This is a genomic window from Algorimicrobium algoritergicola (assembly GCF_008086165.1).
GTDB lineage: Bacteria > Bacteroidota > Bacteroidia > Flavobacteriales > Flavobacteriaceae > Algorimicrobium > Algorimicrobium algoritergicola.
Map to the genome: position 1 here is coordinate 1 of NZ_VSKL01000007.1, position 13,164 is coordinate 13,164.

The 13,164-nt window shown below is 33.1% G+C and carries 16 protein-coding genes; 6 read left to right on the forward strand and 10 right to left on the reverse strand.

Translation table 11 applies throughout. From position 1 onward, the window contains the following. Positions 1-140: 140 nt before the first annotated feature. From ES675_RS14495 to ES675_RS14505, 3 genes are all read left to right on the forward strand, one after another. Entirely contained in the window at positions 141-596 is a 456-nt protein-coding gene (locus tag ES675_RS14495; RefSeq protein WP_066251973.1) for a DUF4442 domain-containing protein, read from the forward strand. Between the two features lie 52 nt (positions 597-648). Then, positions 649-1,449: a TIGR00266 family protein gene (locus ES675_RS14500; RefSeq protein ID WP_066251977.1), complete on the forward strand. Its 801-nt coding sequence runs from the start codon at positions 649-651 to the stop codon at positions 1,447-1,449. Positions 1,450-1,662: 213 nt separating this feature from the next. Next, positions 1,663-1,860: a hypothetical protein gene (locus ES675_RS14505; protein ID WP_066251981.1), complete on the forward strand. Its 198-nt coding sequence runs from the start codon at positions 1,663-1,665 to the stop codon at positions 1,858-1,860. A 33-nt stretch (positions 1,861-1,893) separates the two neighbouring features. Here ES675_RS14505 and ES675_RS14510 read toward each other — a convergent pair whose 3' ends face one another. Next, positions 1,894-2,832, reverse strand: a complete 939-nt coding sequence (locus tag ES675_RS14510; protein WP_066251985.1) for a hydrogen peroxide-inducible genes activator — start codon at positions 2,830-2,832, stop codon at positions 1,894-1,896. Between the two features lie 106 nt (positions 2,833-2,938). On the opposite strand from ES675_RS14510, the gene ES675_RS14515 reads away from it, so the two are divergent. Beyond that, entirely contained in the window at positions 2,939-3,418 is a 480-nt protein-coding gene (locus ES675_RS14515) for a Dps family protein (RefSeq protein ID WP_066251989.1), read from the forward strand. Positions 3,419-3,491: 73 nt separating this feature from the next. Here the strand turns inward: ES675_RS14515 and ES675_RS14520 are convergent, their stop codons facing one another. The 8 genes from ES675_RS14520 to ES675_RS14555 all read right to left on the reverse strand — a co-directional run bounded on the left by ES675_RS14520 (position 3,492) and on the right by ES675_RS14555 (position 10,776). Next, complete coding sequence (locus ES675_RS14520) at positions 3,492-3,911, reverse strand: DUF2141 domain-containing protein (protein ID WP_066251993.1); 420 nt, start codon at positions 3,909-3,911, stop codon at positions 3,492-3,494. A gap of 159 nt (positions 3,912-4,070) precedes the next feature. Next, entirely contained in the window at positions 4,071-4,616 is a 546-nt protein-coding gene (locus tag ES675_RS14525; RefSeq protein ID WP_148367528.1) for a hypothetical protein, read from the reverse strand. 20 nt (positions 4,617-4,636) lie between these two features. Then, positions 4,637-5,968: a DUF58 domain-containing protein gene (locus tag ES675_RS14530; RefSeq protein ID WP_082985917.1), complete on the reverse strand. Its 1,332-nt coding sequence runs from the start codon at positions 5,966-5,968 to the stop codon at positions 4,637-4,639. After that, on the reverse strand, positions 5,969-6,970 hold the full coding sequence (locus tag ES675_RS14535) for an AAA family ATPase (RefSeq protein WP_066252004.1): 1,002 nt from the start codon (positions 6,968-6,970) through the stop codon (positions 5,969-5,971). Further along, positions 6,970-8,169, reverse strand: coding sequence for a DUF4350 domain-containing protein (locus ES675_RS14540; protein WP_066252007.1), 1,200 nt, complete (start codon positions 8,167-8,169; stop codon positions 6,970-6,972). The genes ES675_RS14535 and ES675_RS14540 overlap by 1 nt, the downstream gene beginning before the upstream one ends. Continuing rightward, positions 8,162-8,887: a hypothetical protein gene (locus tag ES675_RS14545; protein ID WP_066252010.1), complete on the reverse strand. Its 726-nt coding sequence runs from the start codon at positions 8,885-8,887 to the stop codon at positions 8,162-8,164. The genes ES675_RS14540 and ES675_RS14545 overlap by 8 nt, the downstream gene beginning before the upstream one ends. Further along, positions 8,880-9,800, reverse strand: coding sequence for a hypothetical protein (locus ES675_RS14550; RefSeq protein ID WP_066252013.1), 921 nt, complete (start codon positions 9,798-9,800; stop codon positions 8,880-8,882). Before ES675_RS14550 ends, ES675_RS14545 begins: the two co-directional genes overlap by 8 nt. Before the next feature lie 10 nt (positions 9,801-9,810). After that, positions 9,811-10,776: a stage II sporulation protein M gene (locus tag ES675_RS14555; protein ID WP_066252018.1), complete on the reverse strand. Its 966-nt coding sequence runs from the start codon at positions 10,774-10,776 to the stop codon at positions 9,811-9,813. Positions 10,777-10,810: 34 nt separating this feature from the next. Between ES675_RS14555 and ES675_RS14560 the strand changes: the two genes are divergently transcribed. Then, positions 10,811-11,536 carry an RDD family protein gene (locus ES675_RS14560; protein ID WP_066252025.1) on the forward strand — a complete coding sequence of 242 codons (726 nt, stop codon included), beginning with the start codon at positions 10,811-10,813 and terminating at the stop codon, positions 11,534-11,536. 315 nt (positions 11,537-11,851) lie between these two features. Continuing rightward, a complete protein-coding gene (locus ES675_RS14565; protein ID WP_066252031.1) occupies positions 11,852-12,451 on the forward strand; it encodes a trimeric intracellular cation channel family protein in 600 nt (199 codons plus the stop codon). A 7-nt stretch (positions 12,452-12,458) separates the two neighbouring features. Here the strand turns inward: ES675_RS14565 and ES675_RS14570 are convergent, their stop codons facing one another. After that, positions 12,459-13,163, reverse strand: a complete 705-nt coding sequence (locus ES675_RS14570; protein WP_066252034.1) for a peptidylprolyl isomerase — start codon at positions 13,161-13,163, stop codon at positions 12,459-12,461. Position 13,164 lies beyond the last annotated feature (1 nt).

Consider the following 13,164-nt stretch of genomic DNA (forward strand, 5'->3'; position numbering starts at 1 on the left):
GGGGCTTTTAAATGTGGTTTAAATTTGTATTAAATCAGTTATATTTGTTGAGTAATAACTAAATAAATTAAGTGAATGAGTGTGCATTTCGTTTAAAAAAGCTGTGCATTTCGATTTTGCGATTATAAAATATATACTAAATGACTATTTCTCCTAGTAAACTCAATATGTTTCTAATGTTCAAATTGCCAGCAGCTTACTTTACAGGCGTCAGAACAAAATCATTAGATTCTGAACAATGTGTGGTAACTGTTAAGCATAGATGGATAAATCAAAACCCATTTAAATCTATGTTTTGGGCTGTTCAAGGTATGGCTGCCGAATTAACAACTGGAGCTTTGGTTATGCAAAAAATTAAAGCTAGTGGGAAAAACATTTCTATGTTGGTAGCATCAAATAATGCTAGTTTTTCGAAAAAAGCAACAGGACGCATTACATTTATTTGCAACGAAGGCCATAAGATAGATGAAGCCATAAAGCGAACTATAGAAACTGGAGAAGGACAAACTATTTGGATGCATGTAGTTGGAACTAATTCTGATAACATGGAAGTTTCACAATTTAATTTTGAATGGACTTTAAAGGTGAAACACTAATTTATAATTTCTACTCGTAATTTTTTATCTTTAACTCAACAACTCAAATATTATGAATGCACACGAAATAGATTACGCCATTTACGGCGAAGAAATGCAATATGTTGAAATAGAGCTAGACCCTCAAGAAGGCGTTGTTGCCGAAGCTGGTAGTTTTATGATGATGGATGATGGCATTAAAATGGAAACTATTTTTGGAGATGGTTCTGCTAAAAACAAAGGGTTCATGGGTTCTATATTAGGAGCTGGCAAGCGGATTCTTACAGGTGAAAGTTTATTTATGACCGCTTTCTATAATGATTTGGTGGGTAAAAAGCGCATCAGTTTTGCGTCGCCTTATCCTGGGAAAATTCTACCAATTGATTTAACGGCGTTTGGCGGTAAATTTATTTGCCAGAAAGATGCTTTTTTATGTGCAGCTAAAGGCGTTACTATTGGTATTGAATTTAGCAAGCGTTTAGGTCGCGGACTTTTTGGTGGTGAAGGTTTCATTATGCAAAAGTTAGAAGGTGATGGTATGGCATTTGTGCATGCTGGCGGAACTATGGCGAAACGTGCTTTGCAACCTGGTGAAATTCTTCGCGTGGATACAGGATGTATTGTCGGTTTTACGCAAGGTGTTGATTATGATGTGGAATTTGTTGGAGGAATTAAAAACACCATTTTTGGAGGCGAAGGTTTATTCTTTGCTAAATTACAGGGTCCTGGAACCGTTTATATTCAGTCCTTACCGTTTAGCAGGTTAGCAGGCCGTGTATTGGCATCAGCACCTCAGGGCGGCGGAAAAGATAAAGGTGAAGGTAGTATTTTAGGTGGTTTAGGAGATTTGCTAGATGGTGATAACCGGTTTTAATCTTTTCAACAGGCTATTAACAATTACCAATTAGTCGTAACGTGATGTATAATAAGAGTTAACCTGTTTTTTTAACGCAATCAAAGATTTTTTTGATGTTAAAGTTTTGTTTACGTTTAAGAAGCGATGTCTTTTTTCACTATATTTATAGAAACCAAATAAGATATTTTTGCCTATTAAAAAATCTACTTTTTAACCTAAAATTTTTAAGAAATGGCCAGAGCAATGTTCGAGTACACGAAAACTGTACTCAATAAAGTGAGTTTTGATGCAACATTATTTTGCAGAGAAGTTCAAAAAGCCCTTCAAAGATTATTACCTTATGAAATTGAAGAACTTAAGATTTATATTGAATCTTTAGTAAGGCAGAATCCAGATTTAGATCAGTGTTTAGTATACTTGAAAACATAAAATAGAAAAGCGACCTTTATTGATCGCTTTTTTTTATTTAGGAAGTGGACTAACTATATTCACATTTTGGAATTTAATGGCACCTCTAATGATGCCTGAAATAACATTATGCATGGCATCAATAATTTGCATTTTTAATTCGCTTTTATGGTAGAGTAAACTGACCTCTCTAGCAGGTGAAGGCTCATTAAAATAATGTAAATTTTGTTTGGCTGTATCACTTAAATCCAAAGTATGTAAATAGGGAAGAAGCGTCATACCCAATCCTTCATTTGAAAGTTTAATTAATGTTTCAATACTACCACTTTCTAATTGAAATTGGTCTTCATTTTGAGTTTTGAATGCTTTACATAAATTTATAACACCATCTCTAAAACAATGGCCATCTTCAAGAAGAAGCATGTCATCAATTTCTAAATCCGTTGTATTTAATTTTTGTTTATTGTGTAGTCTATGGTGTTCTGGAATATAGCCTACAAAGGGTTCAAAATATAATACGCGTTCTTTTATATACTCATTTTCCAAAGGAGTGGCCGCAATGGCAGCATCTAAATGGCCTTCCTTAATACGCGATATAATTTCGTCCGTAGTAAGCTCCTCAATTTTCAACTTTATTTTTGGGTATTTTTTTATGAACGTTTTTAAAAACATAGGTAGTAGCGTTGGCATGATGGTTGGAATAATTCCCAACCGAAATTCGCCACCAATAAATCCTTTTTCTTGATCTACAATATCCTGAATTCTGTAAGATTCATTCACAATATTTTTGGCTTGACTCACAATTTTTTTTCCAACTTCTGTTAACTCAATCGGTTTTTTACTCCTATCAAAAATAAGAACGTCTAGCTCATCTTCCAATTTCTGAATTTGCATACTCAATGTTGGTTGGGTAACAAAACATGTTTCAGCAGCTTTGGTGAAATTTTGCTGCTCGGCAACGGCCAATACGTAATAAAGTTGCGTAATTGTCATAGGTATCAATTTAGACTATAAAAATATAAAAACTATCAATAAAACTTATGCTAAAAGATACTAATTATGTCTTAAATTTGAATTGAACTTAAAATAAGAGATGATTATGAAATTAAACACAATTGGATTAAGCCAAACAAAAACTAAAGATATAGCCAAAGATTTAAATGTTTTATTAGCGAATTTTCAGGTGTATTACCAGAATTTAAGAGGTGTGCATTGGAATATTAGAGGAAAACGTTTCTTTGATTTACATGTCAAATTTGAAGAGTTGTACACAGATGCCAATGTAAAAGTTGATGAAATAGCAGAACGTATTTTAACATTAGGCGAAACACCATTACATACGTTTGATGATTATACGAAAGCAGCAAAAGTTCCAGTAGGAAAAAATGTTTCTGAAGATGAAAAAACGGTGCGTTTAATTGTTGATTCGCTTTCAGAATTACTTAAAATTGAACGTCAGATTTTAAATAAAACAGGCGAAGTTGGTGATGAAGGAACAAACTCAATGATGAGTGATTTTATAACGGAACAAGAAAAAACAGTTTGGATGCTTAAAGCATGGTTAAACGAAACTGTTTAATAATTAATTTTTGATTATTAGTAAAAGCGACCTGTACTATTAGTGCAGGTCGCTTTTTTTATAGTAGTAACATTTAAAATCGAATACTGATTTCAGTATCTTCTTTCAATTCAAATTTAGCGTCATTAAAGATTGGCGGGCCCATTAACATAGGATTGTTGGACATACCATAAGATTCCTTTGGCATGCCATTAGCTTCAAAATCCATTCGGGAATTATCATTTTCGTCATGAACAACCATAACGGCATAGTTTCCAGGTTTTAAATTTTCAAAAGAAGCAATTGCTTGACCGTCTATTACTTTAATTTTAGCACTTTGAATGCCATCCGCTTTCATAAATGTATCAGCAGTATGCAGTCCTATTAAAACATGCCCATTATTATTTAAGGGATTAACCACTTTAACTGAAATGGTATAAGTCTGTAAACTATCTTGTGCGTGAGAAATAAAAGATGTTAAGGTAAAAGCGATAATAACTGCAAGCGTTTTCATAATTGTTGGTTTTTAGATTAATACACTGTAAATATATATCAAACCGTTATGTTCTGAAAAGTAAGCTCACTGAACTGTTGTTTTTTTAGGATGGATTGTAAAATGATTAAAAAATTTATGAATATGGTCAAGCAGTTATTTTATTCGAAGCTGTAATATTTATTTATGTTGTGCTAAAAGTGAATCTATTTTTGGTCTCCAAATTGCTAAAATTTCGGCATCAGGTTCATTAGTTTTAAATATTAAATCAGTTTTAGTTTGCAGTTCTGGAAATATTCTTGCACCAATTTTTTCTAGATCTGCATATTTTGTATTTGCATCAAATTTGATTTTATTAATTTCGAAATTGAATTTCCGCGCATAAACTTCGTGCAAATCAAATATCAATTTTTGAATTTTCATTTCGGTATCTATTCCCGAATCCAATGTATCTTTAATTCCTGATTGGTTTTTGTTAAAATAAGCGCGTACAAAAGCTTTGTCAATGCTATTTGCTTTTAAATAAAGACCATAGTAGTAATGGACATTATCAATCGAATTTTCATTAGACCTTTCTTGAAAATCTGAATAGTTTAATTTAGCATTCGGTGACCAATAAATTACATGCTTTGAAAAAAAATATTCTTCAATGTCCAACCTGAAATTCCAATAGACAACAATTGTTGCAATTAGTATTGTTAATAGTATAAGAGGTTTTTTTTTCAAGATTGTTATAAATATTCCGATTAAATTAACCCACGAGCTTTAATTTCTAAATACTTATTAATGGTATTCAAGGTTAAATCTTCTGGAGCTGTTAAAATACTTTGAATGCCATGTTTCTGCAATTCGTTAATGATGAGTTTCTTCTCATAAACAAATTTTTCGGCAATGGTTTTTTCGAATATTTCAAAGGTATTGCGTGATTCTTTCTGCGTGAGTTTATCCAATTCGGTATTTTCAAAAAAGATAACAACCAATACATGATGTTTGGCTATGGCTTGTAAATACGGTAACTGCCTGTGTAAAGCATCTAAAGTTTCAAAATTGGTGTAGAGTAATAATAAGCTTCGTTGATTTAAGCTACGTTTTACATCAATATATAATCTGGAGAAATCGGATTCGGAGAAATCGGTATCTAAATTATAGAGCGTTTCCATAATTTGATTCATCTGTGATGGTCTGCGTTCAGCAACTACTTTATTATCCACTTTCCTAGAAAAGGCAAACATACCAGCTTTATCTTGTTTCTTTAAAGCCACATTACTAATAACCAACGTCGCATTTATAGCATAATCTAAAAGACTTAATCCGTTAAACGGCATTTTCATAGCACGACCTTTATCAATTACGCTGTAAATAGGTTGAGAGCGTTCATCTTGGAATTGGTTCACCATCAATTGACTCCGTTTGGCTGTCGCTTTCCAGTTTATATTCCGAATATCATCACCTTGAACATATTCTTTAATTTGCTCAAACTCCATGGTGTGACCAATTCTTCGGATTTTCTTCAATCCAAATTCGAAAATTTTATTCGAAAATGCTAAAAGCATATATTTCTTTAACTGCAGAAACGATGGGTAATTGGGTACCATAGCGTTATTTCCAAATTGAAAACGACGTGTTAATAATCCAACTGGAGACGTTACATAAACGTTCAGGTTTCCAAAATGATATTCGCCACGTTCCAAAGGACGCAAGGTATAGGTGATTTTTTTATCCGTTAGTTTATCAAGTTGGGTGTCAATTTCAAAATCGCGCTTCTGATATTGAAAGGGCATTTCGTCTATCAGTTTTAGTTTAACTTTATAATTATACGTGTTTTTCAACGTGATTTCAATCGGATTATCATCACCATTACTCAATTTTTCTGGAAGTAATCGTTTGGCTTCTAATCCATTTTGTTTGAATAACAATATGCTATCTATAAGAATAAGTACTAAAAAAGCACCAAAAAGCATGATACTTATTGGTAATAATCCCGGAAATTGATACGCCATCAGAAATAGAAATGCGAATCCCATTAAGGCTGCAAAAAACCGAAACTCTAAATAGATATGTTTAAAAATACGTTTCAATTATCTTGGTATTTCAATCGTTTCAAGAATCTGGTCCACTACTTTATCAACTGTAAAGGCTTCCATTTCACGTTCTGGTGTTAGTACTAAGCGGTGTTTTAAAACGGCTTTGGTACAGCGTTTTATATCATCTGGTGTTACAAAATCACGACCCTGAATAGCTGCATTTGCTTTGGCTGCATTTAAAATGGCAATGGATGCTCTTGGTGATGCTCCTAAATACAAATTAGCGTTATTACGCGTGCTATTAACAATGGAAGCAATGTAATGGAGTAAATGATCTTCCACTAAAATTTGTTTTATTAAGCTTTGGTATTTTATAATATCAGCTGCTTTTAAAACAGGATTTATTGTGCTAAAATCTAATTGATCTTCCCGTTTGTGGTTGTCCACTAGAATCTGAATTTCATCTTCTAATGATGGATAATCCACATTAATTTTAAATAAGAAACGGTCTAATTGGGCTTCTGGCAATCGGTAGGTTCCTTCTTGTTCAATGGGATTTTGAGTAGCAAAAACCAAGAAAGGCGGTTCCATAATAAATTGATTATTATCAATAGTTATTTGGCGTTCTGCCATGACCTCAAATAAAGCGGCTTGTGTTTTTGCTGGTGCTCTGTTAATTTCATCAATTAAAATAATATTGGAAAAAATAGGACCTTTTTTATATTCAAATTCGCTCGTTTTCACATTAAAAATGGAGGTTCCTAAAATATCACTCGGCATTAAATCTGGTGTAAATTGAATACGGCTAAAATCCACATCCAAGGTACGTGCTAAAAGTTTGGCTGTAACTGTTTTTGCAACACCTGGAACACCTTCAATAAGTGTGTGGCCATTAGATAAAATGGAAATGATAAGCAATTCTATCATTTCATTTTGACCAACGATAATTTTACCAATCTCCGTTTTAATACTTTCTACATGCGCTTGTAAAGGCTTGAGGTCAATTCTATTGGTGAAGCTTAAATCTTCGCTTTCGTGCTGGTTCGTATCTTCCATTATATAGTGTTTTTTGTAAAATGTTCTATTTGTTTGTTAAGGGCAATGAGCTCTTTTTCAGTATGGTTATTTTTCGATTTTAAAAACGTAATTAAATCGATTAATGATTTAGTGTCTTGAACCGTATTTGATGATTTAACAGCGAGTTTCTGAATAAAACGCTCGCTAAATTCATTGGTTTCTAAATAGTATGCGGTTCGTATGAATTCTAAAAAATACGTGATTTTTTTATGAATGATATTCGAATAATCACCATGTTGGTAGTATAAATCGCCAATGGTTTGGGTAAACTCAACCGTAGAATTTTTTAAGGGTTCTACAACTGGAATAATACGCTGGGTTCGTTTTCCTTTGAAAATTACAAAGATGATTAAGCCTAATAAACTTATATAGAATGTCCATTTTAAAGCAGGACTACTCAAAATAAAACGCAATGGACTTTTAATAACTTTGCGTCCGCTTTTGTAATAGTTATCCCAAAGGATGCTATTATTTTTAGGCAAAAATGATAAAACGGTTGCTGCATAATCTGCTTTATCATTTAATAAATGATAGTTTGTAAAGGCAAACGGATTGCTATGAACATAAAAGGCTCCACCATTATCACCAAAAGGCGTTTTCGTAAAATTAACTTCCTTCCTTATCTTATTTTCATCAATCATATAACCTAAAACGGTTGCTGTAGATGTATCTATGGAGGTGAAGAAGCTGTTTTCAATAACATCATCAAACAGACGTTCGTTAGCTTTTAATGTTTTATTAGTGAATATAGATTTGGAAGGATCCTTGAAAAATCCATCATAATCGCGATCTATTTCTATGTTTAGCGAATCGGCAAATGCTCCGTAAACATAGTTGGTACTAATAAAAACGGTATTCCCATTTTCAACAAATTCTAAAAGGGCATTGGAACCTTCTTCCTCAACATTAATATAATCGTTAATAAGAATGAGTGTGGTGTTTGTCGCGTTTGGAAAATCTTTCAATCGTTCATACAGACTTTCATCAGATGTTTCTATAGTATTGGATGTAAACGGTTCCAATTCATTATAAAGCACGTAGCAACCCAAAGGAATTTTATCGGCAGCGGAGTAGGAGTTTCGCCAATTCAATGGTTTTGGTTTTGTGACTTCAGCTATCATTAACAACACGATAATGGCGCCAATGCTATATAAAGCTATTTTTGAGCGTTTATCCATTTATGCGTTTATTTAAGGTTGAAAAATCGTCTTGATTTCTATTGAAAGCTTGCTCGTCTATGGCAAATTCGCCATACCAAACGTAATCATAGATGTAGGAAATTCGTTTAAATAATTGTTTGATACCATCATCTGAAATTTCATTAAGATAGTCTGAATTGGTTTTGTCATAATGCCAATCGATGATGTTTTTGTTCGTTAAGTTTTTAAGTGATTTTAGATATAAATAACGCGTTGCCAAACGATAATTGCTCTCTTTTAACGCTGTTTTTATCAAGTTTTCAAAATCAACCTGTTGGATGTCTTCTTCAATATAACCAAAATTATCAATGGTTTTTTCTTCCGTTTTAAATACGGAACTCATTGGTGATTGTAATAAAAACTTAATAAATAAATACAGAGCTCCAGCAGCTAAAAGGCCGTAAACAATGTATTCCAAGGTTTCATAATCTACAAAGTCTATGTCAATCCCGAATATATCACCTAACCAATTAAAAAATTTCCGAAGCAATTGTTGTAATAAATTAACACCGCCTGTATCATTGATATTGTAATTAAAATCATTTCCGGAATAGCGATCAAGAATGCCTTCTTTAAAATAGGTAACCGTGATATCTGTAGAATCTTCCTGAATTTTATTTTGAGCAACAGAAACCGCATGCTTTATAAAAAACAAGCCTGAAGCCGCTAAAGTGATATGTCTGTTTGGTTTATTCATTCACACCTATTTGTTCAATGCGTTCGCGTAAAAACGTGTTATGACGCTCTTCATGTAAATTAAAGAACAATACACCATAAGCTACTTGTGAAAGGGCTTGCGAGAAAATAAAAGCTAAAATAAACATGGTGAAACCCAGTGTAAAAACAATAGTTGCAAAGTTACTTGTTAAAAAATCGACTTCACTTTCAATAGAAAAATAGGTGTAAAAACCAATAATGAATCCTGGAATGGATAGGATTAAAAACGTTAGCATTAGATTTAGAATTCCAATTACCAATCCGAAGAAAACCACACGAATAAAATTAGAAAACGTGAAAGACCAACCTTCAGATAATGCTTCGCCAACCGATTTATTAGTACTGAAAATAGACATAAATGATAAACCAAAAAGGGCGCTTATTGTAAAACTGATGGCATATTGTGCTAACATGCCTAATAACGGGATGAACGCCAAAACAAGTGAGACCACAAAGTAACCGATGTACATGGCAATGCCAATGAGAATGAATAGGATGATGGTTCCTAAATTCTTTTTAATGGCAGACCATATGTTTGCCGATTTCACGTCGCCTTCATGCTTTACATATTCCGTCATATAAGCGCTAGAAAAACTGTAATTTAAAACGGCCGTAACAAATAAAATAACAACCAAGAGCAATCCGCCAACTATTAAATACCAATCATTATCCATGCTGGTTTCCATGCCAAATCTGAAATCACGACTCGCCAAGCCCATAAATCCGGTTACTAACAGATAAGATCCAATTAGCGTTAATATGATACTAATGGCATTGTAACGCAAGTAAAGGTTGGTATAATGTTTAAAGTTTAGTTTTAAAAACTGGAAATAGTTATTGACAATATCGCCAAAGGTATTTCGCGTACGAAGTTCTAAATATGGTTTTTCCACACGGTAGGTTTTATAGATTTAAGGCCATTTTTTTATTCAATTTAATCGGGTAAATTATATAATAAAATACAATTAAGGTTAAAGATGCGAGGATAATTCCATAAGCTAAAACAGGATGCATTTGTTCGCCAAAGCGGGTTATAAACCCTTCAATAAAACCAGCTACAATAAAAAAGGGAATGGTGCTGACTACTATTTTTAAGCCATCTTTTGCGCCTTTCATAAAGGCAACGCGTCTGGAATATGTTTTAGGAAATAAAAAGCTATTTCCCATTACCAAACCAGCGCAACCAGCAATAACAATTACCGAAATTTCAATAGTACCATGAAGCCAAACAGTTGATGTTTTTTCTAAAATGCCATAATTATAGAAAAACGTAATAAAAGCGCCCAACATGATGCCATTACTAAACAAAATATAAATGGTGCCAACGCTAAAAACGACACCTGCGGCAAATGCAAAAATAGCCACACGTATATTGTTTATGGTAATTCCGAGAAAGGTCCCCATTTGACTTCCGCTTTTATAAACAGCCATAGGTTCTCCTTTTTCAATATTTTCAATGGTCATATTTACATAAGCATCTCCCAAAATTAAACGCACAAAACTATCATCATTTAAAGTAGAAACGATACCAATTAAAACGGCAGACATAAAAATAAGAAATGAATACAGTAAGGTTTTGTGATAGGCTTTAAAAAACAGCGGAAATTCATATTTCCAAAAGGAAACGATTTTATTTTTCGACTCTCTTTTGGTGATGTAAATTTTCTGATGCGCCTCTGAAGCCAACGAATTTAAATACAAAAGCGTCTTACTATCAGCATAGTAAGTCTGTGCATAAGAGAGGTCGTTAGTAAGTTGAATATAGTATGAAGCTAAATCGTCTGGATTTATTTTAACATTATTGTGTAATGCCTTTTCAAATACCAGCCATTTTTCCTTATTTTGCTTCACGAATGATGCTTCGCGCATAGACTATTTAAAATTTAAACGAATATACATTTCCATGAGCAATATAGCAATTAACACAGCCCAAAATGTCAATTTAGATTACAAACTAATTGGTGTTGGCGAACGTTTTGTCGCTTTTTTAATTGATGGCTTGATTTTAATTGCCTACATGACCATCATGGAAAACTTGGTAGCTGTTTCTGAAATATTTGATACAGATAGCTGGACCCGTCGTGGATTTCTAGGTTTGTTAACGCTTCCTGCTTTGTTCTATTCTTTACTTTGCCATGTGCTTTTTAGTGGGCAAACCATTGGTAAAATGATTATGAAGATAAAAGTGGTTCGTTTTGATGGTGCACCAACCCAATGGTATAATTTATTAGTACGTTGGATGCTTCGTATTATTGATATTTGGATGTTTTTTGCTTCTATTGGCGTAATGAGCATTTTATTGTCCGATAGAAAGCAACGTGTTGGTGATTCAGCAGCTGGAACCGTGGTTATTAGTGTGAAACAAAAACATAAAATCACCAGTACCATTCTTGAAGAAATAACAGACGATTATGAGCCTGTATTTAATAATGTAACATTGTTGAGTGATAAGGACGTTCGGATTATTAAAGAAGCCTTTTTAATTTCCAAACGTAATAATGATTTCAAAACCTTAACAATTATACGAAATAAGATTTGTGGCTTGCTGCAAATAGAATCGGATATGTTTGATAAAGAGTTTATTGATACCATTTTAAAGGATTATAATTATTACACTCAAAATATGTAAGCAGAGAACCAATTTCTTGCAAAGAAATTGAGTGAATCGCTTACACCGTTTTTAAAACGGTGTCTATCTTAATTGAGCTAATGCTAAATCAACTATCAAAAATATAATTGTGTGAAATGTTTTGGCCTTTTTCATAATGGTATTTCATGTTAATACTTTTGAATCCGTTGTATTAATTAAAAAAAAGTTGATTCCTGCTTCATAACGTACTTTACAACCACGCAAAATAAGCCTGAAAAATAGTAGGTCTTCCGTTTCACTAAATAGCTTTCATTCTATACCTTTGCTTGCATTTTAAACTAATCAGTAACAGTCATGTTTTACGCAATAGATATTTTAGGAACCATAGCATTTGCTATTTCAGGTGTGTTAGTCGCTTTAAGTAAGCGCATGGACGTATTTGGAATTTTAATCATTGCTACGGTTACAGCTGTTGGTGGTGGAACACTTCGTGATGTTTTAATTGGTGAAACGCCAGTGAGTTGGATGCTTAATTTGAATTATATCTACGTTATTTTAGCCAGTACTGTATTGACTATTATTTTTAAAAATAAAATTGATTACCTCCGAAAATCCCTGTTTCTTTTTGACACTATTGGAATTGGTTTGTACACAGTTGTTGGTGTAGAAAAAGGAATTTCAGCCGGATTAGACCCTATTATATGTATTGCATTGGGAACTATGTCTGCTTGTTTTGGTGGTGTAATTCGTGATATTTTGTGTAATGAGATTCCTGTAATTTTCAGAAAAGAAATTTATGCAACGGCCTGTATTTTAGGAGGTCTTACGTATTTTTTAATCCGTAAATTGCCTATAGATGATAACGTTGTTTTTATTATTGCCGGTTTAGTGGTTATCACGATCAGATTACTTGCCGTCCGATTTAAAGTTAGTTTACCAACGCTTTATAAATAGAAGACGTTTATTTAATGATCTCCACTTTCTTAATGTATACGTTTCTTAAAGGCCAATCGCCATCGTCGGTTTTTTGAGCTGCAATTTCATCAACCACATCCATACCAGAAATAACTTCGCCAAAAATGGTGTAATCGCCATCCAAATGATAGGCGCCATCTTTGTTTTGGACAATGAAAAACTCAAAAGGCGATGCTAATTTATAGGCATCTTCAATCTCGCTACTTGGCATACTCACAATACCTCTATGGTGTTTAAAACCACGTTTGGTATCAGGTGGAAGTAGATAGCGACCAATATCACCTCGTTTTCGTTTTATTTTTGGATCGTCAGTATTTCCAGCTTGTATGATGAAGTTATCTATCACACGGTAAAATTGTGTACCATTAAAATAACCGCGTTTGGTTAAGTAGACGAAATTTGCACGATGAAACTTAATTTTATCAAATAATAAGATATCAATATTTCCAAATTTGGTTGTTATTCTAACTTTATTTTCCGGATTGTTCTTTTCGTATTCTAAAAAGAATTCCATGGCATTTTCATCCGTTAGGAAAGGGAATTCAGGGATTTCTATTTCCGCACTATCTAATTTTTCAGATGGTTTTTTAACAGTTTTTGTCGTTTTAGGAGTCGGTTCTTTTGGTTTTGATTGTTTATCTTCACAACCAAGAAAAAAAATAAAAGCGACTAACATAAGAATACGAATCATA

What these genes read in the sequence shown, in the direction of transcription:
- ES675_RS14570 (WP_066252034.1), bottom strand. Translation starts at nt 13,163, where the DNA reads ATGATTCGTATTCTTATGTTAGTCGCTTTTATTTTTTTTCTTGGTTGT.
- ES675_RS14565 (WP_066252031.1), top strand. Translation starts at nt 11,852, where the DNA reads ATGTTTTACGCAATAGATATTTTAGGAACCATAGCATTTGCTATTTCA.
- ES675_RS14545 (WP_066252010.1), bottom strand. Translation starts at nt 8,887, where the DNA reads ATGAATAAACCAAACAGACATATCACTTTAGCGGCTTCAGGCTTGTTT.
- ES675_RS14560 (WP_066252025.1), top strand. Translation starts at nt 10,811, where the DNA reads ATGAGCAATATAGCAATTAACACAGCCCAAAATGTCAATTTAGATTAC.
- ES675_RS14540 (WP_066252007.1), bottom strand. Translation starts at nt 8,169, where the DNA reads ATGGATAAACGCTCAAAAATAGCTTTATATAGCATTGGCGCCATTATC.
- ES675_RS14500 (WP_066251977.1), top strand. Translation starts at nt 649, where the DNA reads ATGAATGCACACGAAATAGATTACGCCATTTACGGCGAAGAAATGCAA.
- ES675_RS14515 (WP_066251989.1), top strand. Translation starts at nt 2,939, where the DNA reads ATGAAATTAAACACAATTGGATTAAGCCAAACAAAAACTAAAGATATA.
- ES675_RS14505 (WP_066251981.1), top strand. Translation starts at nt 1,663, where the DNA reads ATGGCCAGAGCAATGTTCGAGTACACGAAAACTGTACTCAATAAAGTG.
- ES675_RS14520 (WP_066251993.1), bottom strand. Translation starts at nt 3,911, where the DNA reads ATGAAAACGCTTGCAGTTATTATCGCTTTTACCTTAACATCTTTTATT.
- ES675_RS14510 (WP_066251985.1), bottom strand. Translation starts at nt 2,832, where the DNA reads ATGACAATTACGCAACTTTATTACGTATTGGCCGTTGCCGAGCAGCAA.
- ES675_RS14535 (WP_066252004.1), bottom strand. Translation starts at nt 6,970, where the DNA reads ATGGAAGATACGAACCAGCACGAAAGCGAAGATTTAAGCTTCACCAAT.
- ES675_RS14495 (WP_066251973.1), top strand. Translation starts at nt 141, where the DNA reads ATGACTATTTCTCCTAGTAAACTCAATATGTTTCTAATGTTCAAATTG.
- ES675_RS14555 (WP_066252018.1), bottom strand. Translation starts at nt 10,776, where the DNA reads ATGCGCGAAGCATCATTCGTGAAGCAAAATAAGGAAAAATGGCTGGTA.